General features: G+C 54.0%; 26 protein-coding genes. 6 read left to right on the top strand and 20 right to left on the bottom strand.

Going from position 1 to position 23,328, the window contains the following annotated elements:
- Nucleotides 1-4 precede the first annotated feature (4 nt).
- From IRJ17_RS09865 to cysK, 9 genes are all read right to left on the bottom strand, one after another.
- The gene (locus IRJ17_RS09865) at nucleotides 5-874 is read right to left on the bottom strand and encodes an ABC transporter permease (RefSeq protein WP_122964744.1); all 870 of its coding nucleotides are present in this window, start codon (nucleotides 872-874) and stop codon (nucleotides 5-7) included.
- A 120-nt stretch (nucleotides 875-994) separates the two neighbouring features.
- Nucleotides 995-1,921: an ABC transporter permease gene (locus IRJ17_RS09860; protein ID WP_122964516.1), complete on the bottom strand. Its 927-nt coding sequence runs from the start codon at nucleotides 1,919-1,921 to the stop codon at nucleotides 995-997.
- A gap of 13 nt (nucleotides 1,922-1,934) precedes the next feature.
- Nucleotides 1,935-3,233: a hypothetical protein gene (locus tag IRJ17_RS09855; protein ID WP_141254219.1), complete on the bottom strand. Its 1,299-nt coding sequence runs from the start codon at nucleotides 3,231-3,233 to the stop codon at nucleotides 1,935-1,937.
- Nucleotides 3,234-3,653: 420 nt separating this feature from the next.
- Nucleotides 3,654-3,995, bottom strand: coding sequence for a hypothetical protein (locus IRJ17_RS09850; RefSeq protein ID WP_122964514.1), 342 nt, complete (start codon nucleotides 3,993-3,995; stop codon nucleotides 3,654-3,656).
- Nucleotides 3,996-4,244: 249 nt separating this feature from the next.
- The gene (locus tag IRJ17_RS09845) at nucleotides 4,245-5,138 is read right to left on the bottom strand and encodes a hypothetical protein (protein WP_122964513.1); all 894 of its coding nucleotides are present in this window, start codon (nucleotides 5,136-5,138) and stop codon (nucleotides 4,245-4,247) included.
- Nucleotides 5,139-5,338: 200 nt separating this feature from the next.
- Complete coding sequence (locus tag IRJ17_RS09840) at nucleotides 5,339-6,553, bottom strand: hypothetical protein (RefSeq protein ID WP_242774479.1); 1,215 nt, start codon at nucleotides 6,551-6,553, stop codon at nucleotides 5,339-5,341.
- 140 nt (nucleotides 6,554-6,693) lie between these two features.
- Nucleotides 6,694-7,029, bottom strand: coding sequence for a YuzD family protein (locus IRJ17_RS09835; protein WP_063227385.1), 336 nt, complete (start codon nucleotides 7,027-7,029; stop codon nucleotides 6,694-6,696).
- 54 nt (nucleotides 7,030-7,083) lie between these two features.
- On the bottom strand, nucleotides 7,084-8,217 hold the full coding sequence (locus IRJ17_RS09830; protein ID WP_063227384.1) for a bifunctional cystathionine gamma-lyase/homocysteine desulfhydrase: 1,134 nt from the start codon (nucleotides 8,215-8,217) through the stop codon (nucleotides 7,084-7,086).
- 1 nt (nucleotide 8,218) lies between these two features.
- Complete coding sequence (cysK, locus tag IRJ17_RS09825) at nucleotides 8,219-9,142, bottom strand: cysteine synthase A (protein WP_063227383.1); 924 nt, start codon at nucleotides 9,140-9,142, stop codon at nucleotides 8,219-8,221.
- 193 nt (nucleotides 9,143-9,335) lie between these two features.
- On the opposite strand from cysK, the gene IRJ17_RS09820 reads away from it, so the two are divergent.
- Complete coding sequence (locus IRJ17_RS09820; protein WP_122964743.1) at nucleotides 9,336-9,557, top strand: NifU family protein; 222 nt, start codon at nucleotides 9,336-9,338, stop codon at nucleotides 9,555-9,557.
- 52 nt (nucleotides 9,558-9,609) lie between these two features.
- Here IRJ17_RS09820 and IRJ17_RS09815 read toward each other — a convergent pair whose 3' ends face one another.
- From IRJ17_RS09815 to IRJ17_RS09805, 3 genes are read right to left on the bottom strand one after another with little or no spacing between them, the layout of a single operon-like run.
- Nucleotides 9,610-10,560: an alpha/beta hydrolase gene (locus tag IRJ17_RS09815; RefSeq protein WP_173596755.1), complete on the bottom strand. Its 951-nt coding sequence runs from the start codon at nucleotides 10,558-10,560 to the stop codon at nucleotides 9,610-9,612.
- Entirely contained in the window at nucleotides 10,557-11,516 is a 960-nt protein-coding gene (locus tag IRJ17_RS09810; protein ID WP_173596754.1) for a 2-hydroxyacid dehydrogenase, read from the bottom strand. Before IRJ17_RS09810 ends, IRJ17_RS09815 begins: the two co-directional genes overlap by 4 nt.
- On the bottom strand, nucleotides 11,473-12,558 hold the full coding sequence (locus tag IRJ17_RS09805; RefSeq protein WP_173596753.1) for a protein kinase family protein: 1,086 nt from the start codon (nucleotides 12,556-12,558) through the stop codon (nucleotides 11,473-11,475). Before IRJ17_RS09805 ends, IRJ17_RS09810 begins: the two co-directional genes overlap by 44 nt.
- Nucleotides 12,559-12,678: 120 nt before the next feature.
- Here IRJ17_RS09805 and IRJ17_RS09800 point away from each other — a divergent pair, with 120 nt between their 5' ends.
- Nucleotides 12,679-13,200 carry a phosphatidylglycerophosphatase A family protein gene (locus IRJ17_RS09800; protein ID WP_122964508.1) on the top strand — a complete coding sequence of 174 codons (522 nt, stop codon included), beginning with the start codon at nucleotides 12,679-12,681 and terminating at the stop codon, nucleotides 13,198-13,200.
- Here IRJ17_RS09800 and IRJ17_RS09795 read toward each other — a convergent pair.
- From IRJ17_RS09795 to IRJ17_RS09780, 4 genes are all read right to left on the bottom strand, one after another.
- Nucleotides 13,183-13,962: a TIGR01457 family HAD-type hydrolase gene (locus IRJ17_RS09795; protein WP_173596752.1), complete on the bottom strand. Its 780-nt coding sequence runs from the start codon at nucleotides 13,960-13,962 to the stop codon at nucleotides 13,183-13,185. The two genes, IRJ17_RS09800 and IRJ17_RS09795, sit on opposite strands and share 18 nt — an antisense overlap.
- 140 nt (nucleotides 13,963-14,102) lie before the next feature.
- Nucleotides 14,103-14,729, bottom strand: coding sequence for a helix-turn-helix transcriptional regulator (locus IRJ17_RS09790; RefSeq protein WP_122964506.1), 627 nt, complete (start codon nucleotides 14,727-14,729; stop codon nucleotides 14,103-14,105).
- 94 nt (nucleotides 14,730-14,823) lie between these two features.
- Nucleotides 14,824-15,258, bottom strand: coding sequence for a DUF86 domain-containing protein (locus IRJ17_RS09785; RefSeq protein WP_122964505.1), 435 nt, complete (start codon nucleotides 15,256-15,258; stop codon nucleotides 14,824-14,826).
- 10 nt (nucleotides 15,259-15,268) lie between these two features.
- Complete coding sequence (locus IRJ17_RS09780) at nucleotides 15,269-15,385, bottom strand: amino acid ABC transporter permease (RefSeq protein WP_242774477.1); 117 nt, start codon at nucleotides 15,383-15,385, stop codon at nucleotides 15,269-15,271.
- Between the two features lie 111 nt (nucleotides 15,386-15,496).
- Between IRJ17_RS09780 and glpX the strand changes: the two genes are divergently transcribed.
- From glpX to IRJ17_RS09765, 3 genes are all read left to right on the top strand, one after another.
- Nucleotides 15,497-16,471, top strand: coding sequence for a class II fructose-bisphosphatase (gene glpX / locus IRJ17_RS09775; protein ID WP_173596751.1), 975 nt, complete (start codon nucleotides 15,497-15,499; stop codon nucleotides 16,469-16,471).
- Between the two features lie 12 nt (nucleotides 16,472-16,483).
- Complete coding sequence (locus IRJ17_RS09770) at nucleotides 16,484-16,753, top strand: DUF3055 domain-containing protein (protein WP_122964503.1); 270 nt, start codon at nucleotides 16,484-16,486, stop codon at nucleotides 16,751-16,753.
- Between the two features lie 151 nt (nucleotides 16,754-16,904).
- Complete coding sequence (locus tag IRJ17_RS09765; protein ID WP_122964502.1) at nucleotides 16,905-17,156, top strand: hypothetical protein; 252 nt, start codon at nucleotides 16,905-16,907, stop codon at nucleotides 17,154-17,156.
- A gap of 62 nt (nucleotides 17,157-17,218) precedes the next feature.
- Here IRJ17_RS09765 and IRJ17_RS09760 read toward each other — a convergent pair whose 3' ends face one another.
- The gene (locus IRJ17_RS09760) at nucleotides 17,219-17,857 is read right to left on the bottom strand and encodes a YutD family protein (protein ID WP_229049743.1); all 639 of its coding nucleotides are present in this window, start codon (nucleotides 17,855-17,857) and stop codon (nucleotides 17,219-17,221) included.
- A gap of 116 nt (nucleotides 17,858-17,973) precedes the next feature.
- Between IRJ17_RS09760 and IRJ17_RS09755 the strand changes: the two genes are divergently transcribed.
- Nucleotides 17,974-18,879, top strand: coding sequence for a YhcN/YlaJ family sporulation lipoprotein (locus tag IRJ17_RS09755; RefSeq protein ID WP_229049744.1), 906 nt, complete (start codon nucleotides 17,974-17,976; stop codon nucleotides 18,877-18,879).
- A 75-nt stretch (nucleotides 18,880-18,954) separates the two neighbouring features.
- Here the strand turns inward: IRJ17_RS09755 and lipA are convergent, their stop codons facing one another.
- The 3 genes from lipA to IRJ17_RS09740 all read right to left on the bottom strand — a co-directional run bounded on the left by lipA (nucleotide 18,955) and on the right by IRJ17_RS09740 (nucleotide 23,303).
- Nucleotides 18,955-19,860 (bottom strand): lipoyl synthase, encoded by a 906-nt coding sequence (gene lipA / locus IRJ17_RS09750; protein WP_122964499.1) that lies wholly within the window; start codon nucleotides 19,858-19,860, stop codon nucleotides 18,955-18,957.
- A gap of 99 nt (nucleotides 19,861-19,959) precedes the next feature.
- Nucleotides 19,960-22,182 (bottom strand): ATP-binding protein, encoded by a 2,223-nt coding sequence (locus tag IRJ17_RS09745; RefSeq protein WP_242774475.1) that lies wholly within the window; start codon nucleotides 22,180-22,182, stop codon nucleotides 19,960-19,962.
- A complete protein-coding gene (locus IRJ17_RS09740) occupies nucleotides 22,179-23,303 on the bottom strand; it encodes a metallophosphoesterase family protein (protein ID WP_242774472.1) in 1,125 nt (374 codons plus the stop codon). The genes IRJ17_RS09745 and IRJ17_RS09740 overlap by 4 nt, the downstream gene beginning before the upstream one ends.
- Nucleotides 23,304-23,328: the final 25 nt, after the last annotated feature.

The following is a 23,328-nucleotide window of genomic DNA, read 5'->3' as shown; positions in this document are numbered from 1 at the left end:
GCCTTTATTTCTTTAGCCTTGGGTCCAGCGCATCGCGCAAGCCGTCGCCGATGAAGTTCAGCGCGAACATCGTAATGCTGATCGCGAGTGCCGGGAACAGCATCTGATACGGCTGGGTAAACAAAGTCGGAATCGCATCGTTGACGAGCGTGCCCCAGCTTGCCATCGGCACTTGAATCCCGATCCCCAAAAAGCTGAGAAACGCTTCCGTGAAGATCGCCGACGGCACGAGAAACGTAACGGTCACGATAATCGGGCCCATGCTGTTCGGAATCAGATGCTTGAACAAAATGCGCATGTTGGACGAGCCGGTAGCCCGCGCCGCCAGCACAAACTCTTGATGCTTGAGCGTGATAACCTGGGAGCGAACCATCCGCGCCGTCCCGATCCAGTACGTCAGCGACATCGCAATCAGGATGCTCTCGATCGTATTGCCGAGGAACATCATCAGCAAAATAATGTACAGCAGCTCGGGCACGCCGATCATGATGTCGACAATCCGCATCATCACCATGTCGACCTTGCCGCCGAGATAGCCGGAGATTCCGCCGTAAATAACGCCGATTACGAGATTGATCGCCGCAGCCGCTACCCCGATCGTCAGGCTGATTTGCGCACCGTACAGGGCACGCACGAAAATGTCCCGCCCGAATTTGTCCGTTCCGAACCAATGCTCCGCAGACGGCCCCTGATTTTGATTGGCAATATCCTGTCCATCGTACGTGTACGCGGAAAACAGCGGGCCGACGATCGCCGCAACGGCAATGACCACAATCGTGCACAAACCGATCATCGCCAGCGGGTCTTTCCGAAAACGGCTCCACGCGTCTTGCCAGTACGATTTGCTCGGACGCGAGATCGTCTCGCTTTGCATCGTGCCAGCGTCCAGTCTGGCGAAATCCTCATCGGGAATATCCGCCCACTCCTGCTCCCTGTCTCCGCGCAGATTGGCCCCCTCGCTCCCCTTCCAGGCGTAATTCATGTTCGTCATCACCTACTCCTCGATTTTTACCCGCCGGTCGATAATCGCGTACAAAACGTCCACGATAAAGTTTGCCACGATGATGAAAAGCCCGAGAAAGACGGTCAGCCCCAAAATAACCGAGTAATCCCGGTCGCTGATGCCCGTCACGAAGTCCCTGCCGATGCCCGGGATGGAAAACACGCGCTCCACGATGAAGCTCCCCGTTAACAAGGCGGCGACCAGCGGCCCCAAATACGTGACGATCGGGATAATCGCGTTTTTCAGTGCGTGCTTGAAAATGACGCGGTATTCCGGGACGCCTTTGGCCCGCGCTGTCAAAATGTAGTCCTGGCGCATCACTTCCAGCATGCTGGAACGCATCAACCTGGCGATATAAGCGATCGGGCCAAAGGCAAGACCGATGACAGGCAAAATGTAATGCTTCCAGCTCGATAATCCGTAAGTAGGCAAAAGCTTCAGGACAACGGCGAACAGAAACAGCATCAGCACGGTAATGACGAAATTCGGAATGGAGATGCCGACTGTGGCAAAGATCATCGATGCCCAATCCGCCCATTTTCCGCGCTTGATCGCTGACGTAATGCCAAGCAGCATCCCGACGATGAGCGCTACGACGATCGCCACCAGCCCGACTTTTGCCGAGACAGGGAAGCCGCGTGAGATCAATTCATTCACCGTCACATCGGACTGCTTGAAGGAAAAGCCGAGATCGCCCTGGGCAATGCTTTTCAAGTAATTCACGTACTGGACGCTCAGTGGTTCATTCAAGCCGAATTTTTCCTCCATCTTTTCCATGACGCTTTTGGGCACTTTCCGTTCCTCCGCCGGGCTGAAAGGCCCTCCCGGCACGGCGTGCATCAGAAAAAACGTGATCGTGATGAGGACAAACATCGTCAATATGCTCGCAAAAAACCGCTTCACGATATAGCCAGCCATCTCAAACCTCCTTTTAAACGTCTTTCGGGTCGTGCCGCACTTTTACTTCCAGAGACAGCTTGTGCAAATCAATACGATAAATCGGCCTCGGCCTGCCCCGCTGACTCATCGATTCCGTGCCGATGACTTCGGCTATGCCTTTTTCCTTCATCTTCTGCACCATCCTCGCTGCATTGCGCTCCCCCGTGTTCATCCCGACGCTAATTTCCCGTGTCGTCACCTCGTTTTTCTGGATGAGCTGGAGCCAGGAAAACAGCTTGCGAATCGACGTCGAGACAAAATCGCCCCGTTCTTCGCCGATGAGGGAATAATCGAGCGTGTTGCGCGTGCCGAGCGGACCGAGCACCTTCATCTGGTCGTCGATGAGATAGGCGCTGTTGCCCGGGTTGCGAAAAGCAAATTCGACGGCGCGATTGGCATTGTACAAAGCCCGCTCGACTGTCTCGCCCATGCCGATGCCCAAGTTCATCGTTCCCAGCTCTCCGCTGCTGTTTTTCAGGACGGGAAAGCTGGAAAAGTCTTTGGTCACTTTTTCCACGATCCCCCGCGTGGTATACAGCGTGTACTGCCCCGGATCGGCGCTCGTCATCGACGCAAACAGCCGTTTGCTGAACTCCGTCACTTTCTTTTGATATTTGTCGAGCGCATCGCCAAGCTGTTCGCCCTCGGCAGGCTCGATCCGAAATTGCAGCACCGTAATTTGCGCCAGCTGCTTTTTCTGATCCCGCGCCAGCCACAGTGCTTTATTGATCGTGTCGCGAATGAGCTGCTTCGTGCTTTTGATGAAAAAAACCGGGACGTGCTCACCCTTCAAGCGCTCGTAGACGGAGTGAATGCTGGTGGCAACGACTTGCGCCTTGCCCTCTTGCCATAGCGTCAGATGATGCTCGTACAGCTCCTCCGAATTTTGGAAGCCGTCCATGTTTTTCGAGAACCAATGCACTCCTTTCGCTTCAATCTCGTCAAAAAACTCTTGCAAATGCTTGGCTGGAATGCCGTCAAAGCTGATGGTCGGGAAAAAGTGATAGTGGCGATAAATCTGGAAGATCGCTCTGTACAGATCAGTTCCTTCGAAGGGGATGAAAATCGAGCACGAATGGGGCGGGATCAGGTCCTGGGAGAGAAGGAACGGCACATCGCCGCTGAAAAAGTAGACATCGTACACTTCCATGCATTCCTGGAGCAGCTCCCGCACACTCTTTTCCGAATCGTAAATGAGCCTGATCGGTTCGATATGCGGAAACTCCGCGAGCACGGTGCAAATATCTTCGACTAGCAACCTGGGACCAATGACAGCGAATGTTAGGTTCAATTAATCACCTTCTACTTGTTCTTTAATTAGTCTGCTATTCGTAAAGAGAAAAGGATTTGGCAATAAAACCCAATTTAATGAGCGGTCAAGCAGTGCCTTTTCGACATTTTTCGTTCCGTAATATGTCTGTAATTCGATTTAAATCAATATTATTTACAAAAATCAGAATTGTCAATCTATATTGGGTATCATTTTTTTGTTGGGAGGAGGGGGATGGGTATAAGGAATTGCTATAGAAGAAAGTCGAGGGAGCACCCCTGCCTAGAGCGTCGCTCGCCTATTTGCCCACACAAAAAAAGCTTATTCTCACACGCTCATTGCGCTGGAATAAGCTCCTATCCGCTTTGCTGTTCCTTTTATGGTGCGCTTTTTAAATTACACTGTTTTTACCGTTCGCTGTTGCCTAACGGAAATTCCCCCTCACAACTTCTGCACCCGCAGCACAGGCACCTTTTTCTGCTCATATGTGCCTTCCAGTATCTTCTCGTGAATCACATTCAGCTTGAGCAGGCTGGCGATTTTCCCGGTGTCCGCCCGCGACATGAGCCGCCAAAGAGACGGGTCGGGCAAAGAGTTGTACAGGCGATCGTCGCTGTAGTCTCGCCGCTCCTGGTAGCTGATCACCAGCTTGAAGTCACCTTCCTCGGCGCTTCCGGCTTCCGCGTAAGCGTCGAGCAGCTTGCTTCGCAGCGCGCCAAGTTCATCCTCTACCTGCTTCTGGATTTCTTTCAATTCATAAAAGCGGGCGATTAGCTGTTCCATCGGCTCGTCCTCCTTGATTTGGGCTCTTCCAAAGAAGGATATGTGCGACCGCTGGACGATAGAACACCAACACCTCTTGGCCGGGAAAAAGCAGCGAGGGGCCGCCCCAAAAAGACGAACAAGAAAGCCTAAAAGCGGAACCACAGTTTCCCTACGTTTTGTCAGTTTTGTCACACGAAAAAAGGAGCGTCTCCTGGTCGGAAAATCGACTTTGGAGGCACCCCCTCTGTTGTAGCATAGGCAAGTATGTTATTTGCCGATCATCGTGTTGATCGCTTCGCCTGGATGCTTGATCAGGAAGGTAGAGTATTCCACTTCCCAAGGATTCCATTTGCCCTCGCCCTGATAGCCCCATACGGAGTTGATGCGGGAGACGGTATCTGTGTTGTTCATGCCCACGATTCGCTGTTCTCCTACAAGTTCAAACGTTCCGTTTCCATCCATGTCGATTGGTGTAAGCGAGCCGAACGGATACGAATAGACGTTTACATCGTCGCCGGTTGCCTGCACTTTGCCTGCTTTGTCGTACAGCTTCGCTGCGACATATACGTCCTGATTGGCGCTCACGTCAATGGTCAGCGGCTTGTCCAGCTTGGAGCCTTTGCCTTCTACTTTAAAGCCATCCACGAACTTGCCTTCATAGCGGATGCCCTCGTTTTCCTTTTCGCCAAAAATGACAGCGGGCTTGTTGTTTGCGAAAGTGGCAATAACGTGGCTGTAAATGCCGCCGCTGCCGCCTGTTGCGGTTTTCACAAACGCATCTGCTACGTGATCTCCGGTAAAGTCGACGAGAGTCAGTTCGCCTTCGTAGCCGCCCAGCTCCTTGATGTCTGTTGTGCTGTACGCTTTCGATTTGCCATCTTGTACGACGATGTTCATGTTGGAAGCGTAGATGTCGTCTGCCTTTTCTTTTTGTCCAACCAGAAATACTTTATCTTCAACCTTGTCGCCGTTCACATCGGCGGACTTTACATCGATGACGTACGTGTTTTTGTCGAGCTTCAAGTCTGCTGCCGCTGCGAACAGCTTGCCTTTTTCCGAATCGGCGTGAGCCACTTTTGTTCCTGCCATATTCAATCCTGCTACTCCTACTACTCCTGCCAATACGAGGAATGCAGCGGGCTTCATCCATTTTTTGTTCATTGTTTTTTCCTCCCAAGTTGTTCTTGTCTTCATGTACAACTATAGGACGAAGCCCGTTCCATTTCGTTACAAACGGTTTACGAATCAAAAACAAAGAGGTAAAAACTTTCTGTGCAGGGGTGGGCAACCAGTTGCAGAAAGTGCGCCGCTTTCTCGCGCTGTTCCCTTCCCCGCAGGCAAAAAAGCGCCTGTGCCACGGCTTACTTGACGTTGTCGAGCACGCTTTTCACATTCGCAGCCGAGTCTTGGCGAATGCTCAGGTTGTAGTGCGCTCGCACCGCCTGATACACAGCGTTCAAGTTTTGGCTGCTCTTGTTTTTGCGGTAGGCGGCGACCTGCTTGGCGAATGTCGGATGGTGGATCACGTCCCGGCTCCAATCCCAGACGCGCGGCTTCATCGCATCTTTGCGCGCTTGCTCAAGCAACTGCGGGAAGCGCTGAATGAAATGCTGGGCGATTTTTCTGCTGGCATTTTGGTATTCGTTCGTCTGTTCAATCGAGTAGTTCTCTGCTCCCTCTGCAAAAGGCTTGCCGTTGACCGAGATGATCTCCCGCGGCTGCACAGGCGCCATTCCGGGCAGCAGCTTCACTTGATAGTACGCCCAGCCGCTTGCTGTCTTTTTCCCTGGCAAAATCAGCTGAACAAACTGAAAGACACGATCGTAGGCATACGTCTCCGGGAAATTTTTCTCTCCTGGTTCCAGATCGAGCGGTGACTGCGGGAACACAAATCCTTTGCTGTCTACGGGAAAACCTGGCAGCCCACTCTCCACCGCCCAGCGCACGGCTTCATTCTCCGAGTCTTTCAGGTCAATGCCTCCGTGGTAAGGACGCACATCTTTGAATGCACGATAAAACACCGTCGCTACAAATTCCCTTGTCGCAATCCCGTCATCGATTTCCTCCGCTTTGACATACCCGGCATGGATGAGTGGCTGTATTCGGGCGTTCAGCTCCAGCTCGGCACGCGCCTTCCTCGCCTGTAGCCCTTCAGGGGAATAGCCATCCAAAGTATCGATTTGCCGATCCAGTTCAGCAAGTTTCCCACCCTCTGGATACGCAGGCGGAAAAATCCCGATCATTTGATAAAAGTTCCACAGGAAGCCTTTTTTGGATGTGACAAACTTTCGGTTGTCGTCAAACTCCAATTTGTAATGGTCGAGATTCCCCGTCGAGTCAACCAAATACTGTTTGATCGGATACTCCCGCACTGTCGCAGGCGTCTGCGGGTTTGCAAGCGAAACCATCTGCACATTCAAAAACAAATACTTCTCTGGATTAGCCGGGAGCTTGTATGTGATTTTGTAGGCAGGAGAAGCCGCTGCGGCGATATTCAGAGCGGGTGACACAACTGGCACAGCCGAGAGACAAAGCGTACACGTCAGCAGGCTAAAAACAAACTGTTTTCTTTGCATGGTCAAAATCATCCTTTTTTCATGTCATACCAATATGGACGCGGAAGGAAATGGAAAGTAACATATCAACATAAAAAAACCGACCAGATGCTTCTCATCTGATCGGCTTGTATCCAACTGGTCGAGCTTTTGGCGATAGCTTATTCGCTCTCAGTCTGGACAGCTACCGGGGCAACCCCCATGCTTTCCAGCTTTTCGTAAATATCTTTCAGCTTAGGATTTCCCTCGCCGACAATTTCCCCGGAAATTACGACAAGCGGATACCATAAATCTTCCTCAATGATGCGTGTCGCCCAGCTTTTGTCATCGTCTGTCTGCGGCTGTTGAAAGTCGCTGTACACGATGCGGATGCTGTCGCTTCCGTATTTGCGAGAAAGGGCAGCCTGCAACCATTCTGCTGTCTCTTTGGCAGATGGCAAATTGACGCAGCTTGCGCAAAGCTGTTCGGTTCCGAATACCTTGATTTCCACACTCATCTCATCCGCCTCCTCGCGAGTCCGTCCGTAGCTGAGTTGCATTCGTTATGCGATTTAGGACAGAGCCTGATCCAGATCTTCAATCAGGTCTTGCACATCTTCGATTCCCACGGAAATGCGAACCAGTCCATCTGTGATGCCCAACTCGGCGCGGCGTTCTGCCGGGATGGAAGCATGCGTCATACGAGCAGGCACGCTGATCAGGCTTTCAACTGCCCCGAGCGATTCTGCCAATGTGTAATACTTCACTTTCGCCAAAACTTCATCGGCACGCTCTGCGCTGCCAACGTCGAAGGAGATCATGCCGCCAAAGCCGCGAGCCTGTTTTTGGATCAGCTCATGACCGGAGTGATTGGACAAGCCAGGGTAGATGACACGCTTGATGTCGCTGCGCTCAGACAGCCATTTTGCTATCGTGCGGGCGTTGTGCTCATGCTCTTCCATGCGGATTCCGAGCGTTTTCATCCCGCGCAGAAGCAGCCAGGAATCTTGTGGGCCGAGGACGCCGCCAATCGCATTTTGCACGAAATGCAGGTCTTCGCCAAGCTGCGCATCTTTTGCAACGACCAGACCAGCGACCACATCGCTATGTCCGCCCAAATACTTCGTTGCGCTGTGGAACACGATGTCTGCGCCCAGATCGAGCGGATTTTGCCAGTATGGAGTCATGAACGTGTTGTCGACTACGAGCAGCACGCCTTTTGCTTTGGCGATGTCTGCCAGCGCACGGATGTCGCTTACTTTGAGCAATGGGTTGGTCGGCGTTTCCATGATGATCGCCTTTGTTTCCGGGCGAATGGCTGCCTCTACCGCTTCCAGGTTGCTCGTGTCGACGTAGCTTGCTTCCAGACCCATACGGGAAAATACGCGGGTTACGACGCGATATGTACCGCCGTACACATCGTCACCCACTACAAGATGATCGCCTTTGCTGAACAAAGACAAAATCGTGGACAAAGCCGCCATCCCGGAGCCAAAAGCAAAGCCGCGTGCTCCGCCTTCGATCTCGGCAATGTACGTTTCCAGCGCGTGACGCGTCGGGTTGCCCGTACGGGAGTATTCGAAGCCTTTGTGCACGCCAATCGCTTCCTGTTTGTACGTGCTCACTTGGTAAATCGGAACGGAAACCGCTCCTGTATGTGGATCTCCATCGATACCGCCGTGGATCAGACGAGTTTTAATGCGCATCTTAGATTCCCCCCTGGTAGATTTTTTTGCTCAGATAGCGTTCGCTGCCATCGGCAAACAGCGTGACGATGTTGGTACCCGGCGCTGCTTCTTTCGCTTCGCGCAAAGCTGCTGCCATCGCTGCTCCGGCAGAGCTTCCGACGAGCAAGCCTTCTTTGGCTGCGAGCTGCTTGACCAGATCAAATGCTTCCACATCGAGAATCGTGTGAATCGCATTGAAATAGCTGGTGTCCATGAATGGCGGCAAAAATTCCATGCCGATCCCTTCCGTTTTGTGCGGACCGGATTCTCCCCCGTTCAAAATCGAACCTTCTGGCTCCACGATGACGGTTTTGACGTTCGGGTTTTGCTCCTTCAGGTAGCGGGCAGCCCCCATGAACGTACCACCAGACCCGGCGCCTGCAACGAACACGTCTACTTGTCCGTCCATCTGGCTCCAGATTTCAGGGCCTGTCGTCTTGTAGTGGGCGTCAGGGTTTGCCGGGTTAGCGAACTGCTGCGGCACGAATGAGCCAGGAATCGATGCTGCCAGCTCTTGTGCTTTGGCAATCGCTCCCTTGATCCCCAGTTCAGTCGGGGTATTTACAACCTCGGCTCCCAGTGCGCGCATCAACTCTTGCTTTTCCTCGGAAAATTTGGCTGGTACGCAAAAAATGACTTTATAGCCGGTTCCTACAGCGGCCAGTGCTACGCCAATCCCTGTATTCCCTGCTGTCGGTTCGATAATGGTGCCGCCTGGCTTCAGCTGGCCGCTCTCTTCAGCGGCGCGAATCAATTCCATGCCCAGTCTGTCTTTTACGCTGCCACCTGGGTTAAAGTATTCCAGTTTGGCGAACAAGCGCACTCCTTCTGGAAGCTCAAACTGTGTAATTTCGACGATTGGTGTATTGCCAATCAGTTCCTTCACATTGCGAAATACGTTCACGAAGATCTGACTCCTTATGTTGAAGTACTTGCTTTTTCATTATAACATGCTGCTATTGCAAAAAGTCCATGCCAGCCCACTTTGATTATACTTCTCCCAGGAAAGTGTCGACAGGGCATGTAAGCCATGGATTTATCACCGGCGTACGATTATAATAAAGGAGAGGTTGGAAAGGAGTGAATCGACCATGGATATGATGGATCAAGTACAAGAAGTTCTCGATAAACTGCGCCCTTACCTGCAACGTGACGGTGGCGACGTACAACTCGTTGACGTAGAAGAAGGCATCGTAAAGCTGCGCCTGATGGGTGCATGCGGCAGCTGCCCTTCGTCCACCATTACCCTGAAAGCAGGGATTGAACGTGCACTGGTGGAAGAAATCCCAGGCATCAAGGAAGTTCAACAAGTATTCTAATCCAGGCGCACAGCCATGAAAGCAGCTACCCGCTTACGCGTAGCTGCTTTTTTCATTTTCCCAAGATCGATGCCTTGCCACTTTGCCCCGTTTTCGCCATGCCTCTTTCCAAAAAGGCGATGACCCGCTCTGCGTACTCGTCGGGAATCAAAGCAAAGCTGCGTACGTGCCCGGCGTGCGGCACCAGCCAAATTTGCGAATCCTCGTCTTCTGCCAGAGCGTGCAGCCGCTTGCTGTTTTCCGCAGGCACCGTATGATCTCCCGTGCCATGAATGAACAGGATCGGCTTTTTCGCTTGGCGAACGATCTCAAAAGGCTTGACATGACGCGGATTCGCCCTGAGAAAAACCGGACTCAGCGTCAAGATCAGCCAGTTGAAAGGAAAGCGCGGGAGGCCCGTCCATTGCGGCAAATTTTCTTCCAAATACTCGCTGAGCGAATAAAAGGGAGAGTCCGCCACCACAGCCGCAATCCGCGCATCTCTTCCCCCGACGAGCAAAGAAGTCGCCGCCCCCATGGAGAAACCGACGAGTCCAATGGTTTGTTCGGGATGCTTCGCCGCCACAAAATCAATCGCGCCGAGCAAGTCATGCTGCTCGCGCAAACCGATTGTAGTCAAAGCCGGAGTCGACTCCCCGCTGTTGCGAAAATCGAACATCAACACATCGTAGCCCGCCTGAACGAGTTTGCTTGCGAGCGCCAGAGCGGGAAGGTGCGGCTCTTGCCTGTTTTGGCTGTAGCCATGGGCAAAAATCAGCGTCCGGCCATTCGGCGTGCGCCCGTTTCGGGCAGCGGAATGATACCAGCCCGAGAGCGAAATATTCGTCTCCCGACTGGGAAAAACAACCGCTTCCGCCGCCACCAGTCCGAAGTCCTCCGGGTTCATGTCAATCGGTTTGCGCACCGGATGCGTCAAGCGCCACGTCACATGCAAAGCGACGGCGGAAGCGGCCAGAATCCCCAGCAGCAAAAGGCTCGCCACGATGATCAACACGGTACTCATAAAGCGGTCAACGGCTCCTTTCCACTCAGTACAGCGACAATATTGGCGGCGGCCAGCGACGCCATCTCATTGCGCGTCTGGATCGTGGCACTGCCAATGTGCGGGAGCGCCACCACATTTTTCAGCGCCAAAAGCGGATGATCGAGCGGAACTGGCTCCTGGACAAATACGTCCAGCCCCGCCGCCCAAATCTGTCCAGTGGTCAAAGCATGATACAAAGCGGCTTCATCGACGGTTCCGCCACGGGAAACGTTCACGAAGACCGCCGATTTTTTCATCAGGGAAAATTCATGCGCTCCCATCAGGTGCTTCGTTTCCGCTGTCAGCGGCGTCAGTAGCACGACGTAATCCGCTTCCTGAAGCAATTCCTCCAGCCCAACCAGCCGCGCTCCCGTCTTGGCCTCCGCCTCTTCCTTGCGATTGCGGTTATGGTACAAAATGCGCATGTTGAACCCGGCTGCTCGCTGTGCGACCGCTTCCCCGATTCTCCCCATGCCGATAATGCCAAGCGTAGCTCCGTACACGCTTTGTCCCGCCATCAAGTACGGGCTCCATGACGTCCACTCGCCTGCGAGCAAAAAGCGGTTGGCTTCCGTCACTCTCCGGCCAGTCGCAAGCAGCAGGGCGAATGCCAGGTCTGCGGTCGCTTCCGTCAAAACATCTGGCGTATTGGTCACCGCGATCCCGCGTCTTTTGCAGGCAGGCACATCGATATTGTCATAGCCCACAGCCATATTCGCGACGATCCGCAGCTTTTTGGCACGAGCCAAAAGCTCCTCGTCCACCCGTTCCGTCAGCATGGTCAGCACCGCATCGGCGTGCTCGATCTCTTCGAGCAGCTTTTCGCGCGACACAGGAGTGTCCTCCTCCCATTGCTTCACATCGGCTACCGTCTCCAGCATGGCTATGACTTCATTGGTCAGTTTCCTCGTGACGAATACTTGTGGCTTGCTCATTGTTTTGCCTCCACAGCCAATCGATTTGTGGAATGGTGACGCCATAATGATCTGCGACCAGACGGGGATAGCGCCGGAGTCCTTCTTCCATTTTCGCAAGCTCGTCTTCCAGTTGGGATTGCCAGCCTTCCGCGTTTACTTCCTGCCGCTCCTCCAGCGGAAGCTCCTTGTACGACTCCACGAGCTTCAAAAAACGGCCAGGGTAGAGCATGAGGGCGTAAATGACGGCGTACTCTCCTGTCAGCAACGGCGCAACACTGTTGTAGCCGTCCAAAAAGTGAATCACGGCTTCGTCGTTCCAACCGTTGCGCTTCGTTTCGGCTTTCAGCCATTGCCCAAGATCGCGAGCCCGCATGTCGAGAACCCAGTTCCATTCTCCCGCCATCAGGCGTACATCCTTCTCATTCCATAGCATATACCCTTGATCAAAATTTTGGTAGGCTACTTTTCCAAGTCCTGCCGTTTCTTTCACGACTTTGTCGTAGCCCGCTTCCAGCAAGTATTGCACAGATATTTCCCCAAGCTGATGCACGTACGTGTAGCAAGTCAAAAGCAGCTCATCCATCGGCGTCAACTCGGCATCGGACTCATCCAGTTCATCGCGGTACTCGTTGTAATGCCGCAATTTCCGTCTCCACGTACTCGGCCAGTTTCCAAGCGAGCTGTACGGGATGAACAGTTTTTCGCCGGAAAAATTTTTCGTCGCCTGGTGGAACTGCGCCAACGACTGTCCGCTGGCGTAAAACGAATTTTCCGGAACCGACTCGCGCACTCCCCGATACAAGTAGTATAGCTGTTCATCCTCGACAAAATGGGGCTGCCCGCCCGTCGTCTTGACCAGCTTGAGCATCCGAATGTCTTTTTGCTGCTCCAGATGCTTGCGCACTTTCTCGATGAATTTGCTTTTGTATCGATACCCTGCCGGCGCTTCAAACATGTAATACAAGCCCTGGTCGGTTTCGAGCACTTTGCTGGCGCCCGTCACCCGATAATTTTGCAGTTGGAATCCATACTGCTCCTGAAGCAGTTCTTTTTCCTCCATACAGGTCAGCCTCCTTGCACACCTTCTCTAGGCGCATTGTATGTCGCCAAGCCGGGATAGGTGCCTATCTGGCTGCAGATACTAGGAGCACCCATGTTTGCCAGAAAAGGAGGAATACCGATGGTCGAACACCCGCTGAACAGCGAAAGCTGCCTGGAGGCGGTCATTGAGCTTTTGACGAAACGCGGCGTTTCCCTCGACGACATCGCCGAGATTGTCTTTTTCCTGCAAGAACAATACGTCCCTGATCTGACGATGCAGCTGTGTCTGGAGAGCGTGCAGGCCGTTCTGAACAAGCGCGAGGTGCAAAATGCCTTGCTGACTGGCATTCAGCTGGACATGCTCGCCGAACAAAAACAGCTGCTGCCCCCGCTCCAGTCGATTATTGAAGCGGACGAGCCTTTGTATGGCGTAGATGAAGTGTTGGCGCTCGCCATCGTGAATTTGTACGGCAGCATCGGCTTCACCAACTTCGGCTATGTCGACAAGCTTAAACACGGCAAGCTCGCCCAGCTCAACGACAAAAGCTTCGGCGTCCACACGTTTTTGGACGACCTCGTAGGAGCGGTAGCCGCAGCAGCTTCGAGCCGGATTGCCCATCGCCAAAAGCAGCAGGAAGAGTGTCTAGAGCGAGATTCGTAGCTGCCATTCCGGCAAATCGCTGGCGACATACGTCGGCTTTGCCGTATGGCTGGCGGCTTCCTCACGCGTAGAGTAGCCAGTCAAAACGAGCAGGCTGTCCAACCCGCTGTTTGCTCCGGCTTCAATATCGGTAAACAGGTTATCGCCGACAATTAACGTCTCGGAAGCTTTTGTCCCGAGCACTTCCAGCGCATAGCGCACGATGATGGACTCCGGTTTGCCAATCACAATCGGTTTGGTGGCGGATGCAACGGAAACAGCCGCTACCAACGAGCCGTTCCCCGGGAATAGCCCCGCGTCAGTAGGCAAGGCGGCGTCGGCATTGGTTGCGATAAAAGTGGCTCCTGAACGGATCGCGCGCGCAGCCACTGCGAGCTTTTCGTAGGTAAAGGCACGGTCGATTCCGACAATGACGTAGTCCGGATCAGCTTCGGTCAGGCGATAGCCTGCTGCTTCCAGTTGTGTCAGCAAGCCTTCCTCCCCGATCGCGTATACGTTTGCCCCGGCGGGCGCCTGCTCTTGTAAATACTGGACAGTCGCCATGCTTGTCGTGTAAACGTCACGGGCAGCCGCCTCGATTCCCATCCCCGTCAACCGATCCGCCACTCGTTCAGCCGATGTCGAAGAGTTGTTGGTTAAAAACAGGTACGGAATCTGCTTGTCCTGCAAATAGCGGACAAATTCGCCAGCCCCCGGGATCGCTTCATGGCCGCGGTAAATCGTTCCGTCCAAATCGAGCAAATAGCCTTTGTATGGTTTCATGTCTGATCTCCTCCACCCTGTTGTACCCATTTACCATACCCGCTTTTTCATCGTTTGACGAGTCGGCTGTATGTTTTTTCAACAGCAAAAAACCACCCTCGCACGCAATCGTACAAAAGTGGCCATCACTGACACTGTATTTACGCTTTTTTGATTTCAAACACGCACTTGTCTCCGCCTTTTGCCATGCAGGAGGTTTGCTCCACATCGGCGTTCAGCACGCGGCGGAACAAGGAAAGCTCACAGGTACAAGCCTGGTTGAACTCGCGCGCGACTTGGGCGATCGGACAGTTGAACTCCTGAATGCGGTACGTGTTGCCGTCGGCGTCCGCTTCCCATTCCACCATGTAGCCTTTTTCGTTTTGCAGCTCCGCCAGCTTCGCTACGCGGTCCTTCAACTCCCCTTGCACTTGGGAGCGATACGATTCCTCCAGGCGATTTTCGCGGCGGCGAAACAGCATCTCGACTTTGCCCATTCCGTCGATGTCTTTCAAATCTTGCAGGAAGTCCAGTGTCAAATGAGAATAATTGCGCGGAAACAGCTCATCTGCTTCCTGCGACAAGGAATATACATTCGTCGGTCGTCCCATTGCTTGTCTTACAAGCGTGGACTTGATCAGATTGTCTCTCTCCAAAGTGTTCAGATGGCGTCTGACCGCCATTTCAGTAATGCCAAGCTCGACGGCCATGTCGCTGACAGAGAGTGAGCCTTTTACCTTGAGCATGTGCAGAATTTGGTCACGAGTGGACGTCCCCTCGTTTGTCATACGTATCACCGTCCTTTCTACTTATTGTAGCGGATCGGCACGCTTTAGTAAACAAACGAAAGTGTTTTGTATAAAAAATCCGCTTCTCCATTTTCTAGAACAATTCTTTCTGCAAAAAAGCGCGAACTTGCGGGTCAAACTGGCGCATCGCTGCGACTGCCTCTTCTGCCAGCGCAAACATTTCTCCAGCCGGAACGCTTGTGTAGTCAATCACCAGATGCTTGCGGAAATCAACGACGCGCGTCAAGACGACCGCTTGCTCATCTGTAATGACTTGTTCGTCACGCAAAATTTCCACGATGTCGCTATAGCTGCCAGGGTCACGCATGATAAAGCCGTCGATCAACGCATTCCCTACATCGACAATTCCTTCGATGGACAAGTGCAGGGCTCGCTCCATCGCTGCAACAGCCACTTCATCCGCCAAAACCGCCTCGGCTCCTCGTTCCCTGAGCTTGTCCAGCAGATCAAGCATGAGAGACATATATGCTAAAACTTGGTCAATTCGCTTTGTATTCACGTCGTACATAAGATTCTCCTTATTTTCGCTTTTTGGCTTTTCGTTTCGCATAATAGGTAGTAAACACAAATGTCAGCACCAGGACGAGAAGGACCAATTCCCCTTCCTGCAAATAGGAATTGCTCACGGCGTTCACCTCTTTTCCTCCAACAGTATACCAAATTTGTCCCTGCTGTCACGAATCAGCTTGTACTTTGTGTTACAATGATGGGGTGAATTTTGCCGGCATAAAGGGAGGAACACAACTGTGGAACGCGAACTGGCATTGGAAATCGTGCGGGTGACGGAAATGGCTGCCCTCGCCTCGTCTCACTGGATGGGTCGGGGAAAGAAAAATGAAGCGGACGGAGCGGCGACAAGCGCCATGCGCGCCATGTTCGACACCATCAACATGCGGGGAACCGTCGTGATTGGCGAAGGAGAGCTGGATGAAGCGCCGATGCTGTACATTGGCGAAAAACTCGGTCACCCCGAAGCTGGCGGCCCGGAGGTTGATGTCGCTGTCGACCCGCTGGAAGGAACCACGATCGTCGCCAAAGGCCACAACAATGCCATGTCGGTCATCGCGATCGGTGACCGCGGAACGCTGCTTCATGCCCCTGACATGTACATGATGAAAATGGCTGTGGGCAAACGGGCTGCGGGACAAATCAACTTGCTTGATCCCGTGGATAAAATGATTGAAGTGGTAGCGAAAGCGAACAACAAGCGCGTTTCCGACGTGACTGTGATCGTTCAGGAACGGGAGCGGCACCAGCACATCATCGACACGGTGCGGGAAAAAGGCGCGCGCGTCAAACTGTTCGGCGATGGCGATGTAGGCGCAGCGATTGCCGCCTGTCTGCCACATACAGGGATCGACCTGTTTCTCGGAATCGGCGGAGCACCGGAAGGCGTCATTAGCGCGGCGGCGATCAAATGCCTCGGCGGAGACATGCAGGCGATGCTCAAGCCGCAAAATGACGGGGAACGCGAACGCTGTATCAAGATGGGCCTGACCAATCCGGAGCAGTTGTTGACCTTGAACGATATGGTAAAAGGAGACGACGCCATTTTTGCCGCCACAGGCGTATCGGACGGCGAGCTGCTTCAAGGAGTTCGCTACCTGGGCGACGATATGGTGGAGACGCATTCCATCGTCATGCGCGCCCAAACGAAAACGATCCGTTTTGTCCGCGCTTTGCACAATATCGAACACAAACCAAATCTGTTATGGAAGTAGAGGAGCGTATTTATGGTGAATGACCTGTTTTTCTTGTACGACGAACCGGAGGACACGAAAACCCGCTTCGTCAGCTTTATGGGCGAAGCTACCCGATTCGATCTGGCTATCACGACGACAAACCGTTTTTACGGCAAAAAAATCGTCATCAACATCCAAAACGGCCGCTCTGCCATTATCGGGCACGACGATCTCGAAGAAGAAGGCTACCTCGAATTTGCCTTCAATCTGAACGAGCGGGAAGCAGAAGAGCTGAAAACTTTTTTGGAGACTGTCGTTTAATTCCGCTTTTTGGGCCTATCCCGCTCTTGACACAAGAGCCCGGGGATAGGCTTTTTTGCTGCCCATTTCCATCGGGACAACGCTCCTTGCAGGCGGATGTCTCGTATACTGCTACTGCACATACAGACACTGAGAGGAGTGCAGTCGCAATATGCAACCGTATCAAGCTGACGAAAACCAGTTGCAGGGCCATCAGGCGGACGAACAATACCAGATGATTCCGGAAGACCAGGCGCATCCCGTCTTCTTTCGCCGAAGAAGAGACGAAGGAATTGGCCCTGTGATCATTCCGCTTCCTTATAGCTACTATCCGCCTTATTACTATCCATACCCGTATCCATACTCCTATCCGTACTACCCGTACCCGTATCAGCCCTTTCCGTTTTACGGCGGCGGCTTTTGATGAAGCAAGATTTATGTACAGCAAAACAGCCCCTAGTCCCGGGGCTGTTTGCTTTTGTCTTTCTATGTGTCACGCTTGGGCGTGTTCTGACCAGTCGGAACTTTGTCGCGCTCCCGGTTGGGACGCATCTGGTTCGGACGTTTTTCCCGCGAGGAAGAGTCCTTGCCGTTTTTGTCCTGCTTTTCTTTGTGGAACTTGGGCTTGTCTGACCGATCGTTGCGACCAGCACCGGAACGGTCGTGGGAAGCTCCGTTATTGTTTCGCTCCTGGCGATCCTGCTTGTTTTGCCGGGGGTTAAAACGGCGTCGGTCCTTGCGTTCGACAATGACAGCCGAACTTTCTCCCCTTGACGCGTCATGGCGAATATCGAGAATCGTGTCCGGATTATCGTCGTTGCCTTCGTGCTCTCCACCGCTATGTCCAATGGCATCCTTCACTTTGCGCAAAACGAAGTACGGGCAGCCAAAGTTGCAAAACTCGTGCAGGTACTCATCCAAAGCGGCGATCCTCTGCTCGAACGGTACTTTGCGATTGGCATCTGTATAAAATCCCCGCAGACGAAGCTGTCCGTAGCCCCAGTCCCCTACGATGTAATCGTATTTATCGAGGATATCGCTGTAACGCTCCCTGAATGCTTCCGGATTCCAGCCGTCGCGATTTTCTTCCATGACTTCATAAGTACCGGCTTGCGTGCGAATCAAGTCCGCTTCCTCCTTACACTTGTTTACTTTTGTACATCTTACCATATTTCAAACAGCAAGAGATAAAATTCCCACGAAAACTGCACCTGCCCCCTGGACATTCTATCGTGTAGGGGGTGTTACCATTGAAAAAGACATGGTTGTATCCTGCGATTGCAGGCATTGCTCTCTTGGCTTCCGCTTGCGCAAACAACGCTGCGCCGAACTACACGCATCCGAATCAGGCTGCTCCTCACGTAACGAATGTTGACGGGCTGCATGTCCGCAACTACGACGGTGTGCGCTCCGCAAACTTTGACGGACTGCACGTGCGTAACGGGGTCGGTCTGAACAACGCGCCTGGCGTCGATAATGGCCTGCATCCGAACGGGACGTATCCACGGGCGAACGTCAACAATTACAATGCCTACACAAGTGGCATGCGACCGTACAACGCCTTTACCGACCACAACGCCGGAGCGTTGGGCACGCCGAATGGAATGAATCATTCCATTTATCAAAAGCGGGCCTGGAATCGTGCAGGAGCTGGCATCATGCAAACCGGCATGCCGAAAATGGGCTACGTCCAGACGAACCGGGCCAGCATGAAGACCGCTGGCGCCCAAAACGTCTATGTAGACCGTGATGCGCTGGCGCAAGCAGTCGGCAACGTCACAACGAGCTGCCCCGGCGTTCAGCAATCTACTGTCCTGGTGACGGATGAAGAAATCTTCGTCGGCCTGAACACGCAGGGAGCTGACGCCCGCACCGCCAAAAACCAGGCGAAAATGAATGCGCAGTCGATTTCACCACGTTACTACAAAGTGTACGTAACGGACAATCCGAACGACATTCAGGAAATCGCCCGTGTCGCCAGCCGCTCAAGCAATCTGCATACGGCGCGTAACGAAGACGCAGCCAGCATCGATACGCTGATCAAGCGAATGGGCGGCATGACGGATCGCGAGCAAGGAACCAGCACAAAAGCGCAAACGAACGCGCATGCAACCCACAAAGCTAACATGGGTACAACCAGTCGCTAGTGCGAATCTCCCCTGTACGTAAAAAGAACCCCTTTTGCCGCGACTCGTCTCGCTTGCAGGAGGGGTTCTTCCCTGTTATTGCGCCTGTGGCATTGCTGTTTCCTTGGCGATGGTTTCCTTCGCTGCATTGGCCTGTTCGTGGGCATGGTAAGAGCTGCGTACGAGCGGCCCTGCTTCGACGTGGCTGAAGCCCCGCTTCATGCCCTCTTCCTTCAGGCGGGCAAATTCATCCGGATGGTAATAGTGCTCTACCTTCAGGTGCTTTTTCGTCGGTTGCAGGTACTGACCGATTGTCATGATGTTGACATCTGCGGAACGCAAATCGTCCATTGTCTCGATCACTTCTTCGAGCGTCTCGCCTACGCCGATCATCAGGCTGGACTTCGTTGGAATGTTTGGCTGAAATTCCTTCGCCTTTTTCAACAGTTCCAAAGTCCGGTCGTACTTGGCGCGCGCCCGCACGCGATCGGACAGGCGGCGAACAGCCTCAATATTGTGGTTCAGCACGTCTGGCTTCGCGTCCATGACGAGCTTCAATGCATCCCAGTTTCCTTGGAAATCGGGAATCAATACTTCCACAGAGGCAAACGGCAGACGACGGCGAATCGCCCGGATCGTCTCTGCGAAAATTTGTGCGCCTCCGTCTTTCAGGTCGTCGCGGGCAACAGAAGTTACGACAACATGTCGCAAACGCATCTGCTCGGCTGCTTCTGCCACGCGTTCCGGTTCGGCCACATCAAGCTCCGTCGGCAATCCGGTTTTTACTGCGCAAAACCGACAGGCACGGGTACATATATCACCCAAAATCATGAACGTAGCTGTTCCGCTGGCCCAGCATTCATGAATGTTGGGGCATTTGGCTTCTTCGCAAACAGTATGTAGCGTCTTGCTGCGCATCGTTTGCTTCAACTCTTTGAAGCTGGCGAGTTCTGGTCCTGAAACAAGGTTGATCTTGAGCCACTCCGGCTTGCGTTGCGTCATAGGGCCCACTCCTCATGTATCTTGGTACGAGACATAATCAATCTCCATTATAGAGGTTGGATATACAAGGGGCAACCTCTTTCACAATTGAGGTAACAATTACCCGATCCGATGCACTTTATGCCGAGCCCCTCCGGACAGCAACGATTCCAGCATGCGCCGCTCGCGCTCGTGGCAAGTAAACAAAAACACTTGCTGCTCCGCTGCCAGCTCGGCAACGTACGCCAATGTTCTTCGCAACCGCTCGTCGTCATAATGGACAAAATGGTCGTCCAAAAACAGCGGCAACGGTTCCGTCCGCTTGCTCACATGATGCAGCAGAGCCAGCCTTTGCGCCAAATAAAGCTGGTCAGCGGTTCCCGTGGAGCATTGCTCCTGGCTGACAATTTGCTTGCGGGATGGCTCCAGCAGGCGTACGGCAAAGCCTTCGCCCGGATCTAGCCTCACGTCGCAATAAGCCCCCGCTGTAATTTGGCTCATCACCTCGGAAGCAATCCGGTTTACATCCGGCGTGACGTCCCGCTTCCACTCCCCTTGTGCTTCCAAAAGAGTATCCCGCGCCAGTTGCAGCGCATCTCTGCGTTGCTGCAGTTGGCGCAGCCCCTGCACGGCTTGCTCGTATTCGTCTCTGGCACTCGCTACGGATTCGCTTTCATGCGCATTCATTTCGCCATGCGCCCTCGCCGTTTTTTCCCGCAGCTCCTGCAACTCGGCTTCGATGTGCGCTAACTGCGCCAGACAGTCGCTCCCCGCTTCCTCGCACTGTCGCTTTTCCCGTTTTAAAATCGCACGCAGCGCCTCGCCCCAGCTTTCCGCCAGCAGTTCCTCCCGCCTTGTTTTGGCCAGATCGTTCTCCAGCGCAACAGTCCGCTGCTCCTGCACGCTTCGTTGTAGCTCTTCCCTTTTTGCCAGAAAAGTATCCCAATCCGAAACGCCATAACGCCCCACCAGCTTCGCCAACTCGGCGTCCAAGGCGGCGATCTCCTGTTGCAGCTGTTCTCCCTCCAGCGCTTGCTGGCTGTCGATGGCTGCGGCGGGACTGCTGCTGTTTGCGCCCCCTTTTGCCCGCAGCACAACTACGCCGAGCGCGGCCAAAAGCAAAGCCAGACCAATGGCACTGCCTCCAAGGACAGGATGCTCCGTCGCCAAACCGACTGCGCCCAAGCTGGCAAACACCCCGGCGACACCCCACAGACGCAGGGCGCCTTTCCTCCGCTTCGCCTGGTTCCCTTGCCTTTGCGTTCGCCCCCGTCCCTGGCTCTGGCTGCGCGGCCCGGTGGACAAGGCGAGAACCGCCAGCTCGGCGAGTCGCAAATGCCGCTGCTCCCGCTGTTTGCGAAGCGCAACCCCTCGCTCGTAATCGGCCGCAAGCTCGTTCAGCGCTTGGTCGGGCATCGCTTCTGGCGCGGCGGCAGTTCGCGGTTCGCCCCACTTTTCCACTTCTTTGCGCGCCTGATGGTGCAGTTGCCGCTCTTCTTCGCTGCCAGCAGACTGCTCCCACCAGTCCCACTCTTGCCTGTCGACTGCGGTAAAGCTTCGCTGCCAGCGCTCCTGCAAAAGCTGTTCCTGCTCCTGCCACTTTTGCATGCGCGCCTGCAACCTGACTCGCCGCTGCTCCAGCCCTTGGCGTTCCTCCTCCCAGCCGCGGATCGATTGCGCAAGTTGGGTAATCATGCGCCAGGCGGCTTCGGCATCAGCCAGCTCCTGTTCTTTGCGGGCGACCCGCGATGCAGCCTTGCCCATTTGCGTATTTTCCGCCCGCTCCTTTTTGCCGATGCTCGTCAAGTCGCGATCCAACTCCGCCAAAATCGTGTGGACAAGCGGACTTGCCTCCTGCACATCCGCAAACGAAGGCAACAGATGCTCGGCGGCCTCCAAAGGCTCCCGTCTGATCCAGGTCAAATCGGTGAACAAGCTGCGGGTAAGCCCCAGATGCTTTTCGAGAAAGTTCCGTTCCTTGCGGCGATCCTCCAGGTAGATGTCTGTCAGCTCCGTCCATTCCGGGTCGAGAAAAAGCCGCGCCTGTTCCCGCTCTTTCAAAAGCGTCCGGTGCAAGCGGTACGTCTTGCCCCCAAGCTGGTACGTAATGATCGTTTCATACTCTCCCTGATGCCAGGGGCGGTATTTTTCGTATTCAGGCAAATACCTTGCCGTCTTCACGTAGTCGCGCTTCATCCCGTACAGGGCGGCGAAAATCGCTTGCAGCAGCGTGGACTTTCCCGCTTCGTTGGGGGCGTAAAACAAATTCAGCCCGGGAGCGAAGCGAAAAGCGGTTCCTTGCCATTTTCCGAACCCGGTTACGGTCAGCTCCTCGATTCTCATCGCATGCTCCCCCCAATCCGCGCAAGCGCTTCTTGCTTCGCCAGTCTCGCTATTTCCCGCTCTTCTTCGCTGCGGGCATTCGCCTCGATCTGCGCCAGCTTGGCGAGCCATTTTCCCCAAATGCTGTCCTCGGCCATCAGCTTCTGCGCATCGATGTCCGGCCACGTCTCATCCGTAATTGCAAACAGAAAAAACCGCGAAAATCGCTGCTCCAGAACGGGAATCGAGGGAACAAAATGCGCCGCTCTCTCTCCTGTCAAAGTCACATACACGAGATCACGGTCGGCGATCCTGCCAAGCTGTGCCTCCATCCCTGCGATTAGCTGTTCCGCCGTTTCCGCTCCTTGCGCGTGAATGGTCAGTTTATGAATCTGCCGCTGACTGACCGGGATCGCTTGCAAGGTCAATTTTCCCGCGTCGTCCAGCTCGCCGTGCAACACGCAGCGCTCTCCCGTTTCCTTATTGGTCAATCCTTCCGGCGAACCGGGATAGGCGGCAAGCGGCTGCTTTTTGAGCGGATGCACGAATTGTTCCGGCTTGTGGATGTGCCCGAGAGCGACGTAGTCTACATCCGCCTGGACAAGCTCCTGCAAGCTCATAGGTGCGTAAGGCTGGTGCTCGTCTTTCGTCGCGTTCAAGATCGTGCCGTGCAGCACCATCAGGTGATGCCGATAGCTATCCAGCTTGCCCGGAAAAGTCGCAAGCGGCGATTCGTAGACGTGCGGCTGTCCAAAGCCCCAGCCGTAGATGACACACGACTTTTCCGGAAATTCGTATACGCCCCATTCCGGGGTAAACCAGTAGACGTTGCCAGGCCAGTCCATCGTCTGGTAAAACGAATCCGCACGCCACGGATCGTGGTTGCCCGGCGCGATGCAAACGGGAATCGGAGCGACACTTTCGAACAGATCGCGCAAAAATACAGCCGTCGCTCTTCTGCCCCCGTGGTATTCCAGCAAATCTCCGGCGATCAGCCAAAAGTCGACCTGCCGGGACACGACCAGGTCGCGAATCGTTTGCAGCGTGCGGCGAACATCATCCTGCCTAAGCTCGTAACGATCCGCCAGCATATGTAAAGGCGCGTCCAGATGGACGTCCGCCGTATGAATGAATGACAACACGAAGCGCTCAACTCCTTGCATGACA

Origin of the sequence: Brevibacillus parabrevis, from assembly GCF_022701015.1 — a bacterium.
Taxonomy (GTDB): Bacteria; Bacillota; Bacilli; order Brevibacillales; family Brevibacillaceae; genus Brevibacillus; species Brevibacillus parabrevis.
Note: the sequence above shows the minus strand (reverse complement) of the source record. Positions and strands in the feature narration are given on the sequence as shown.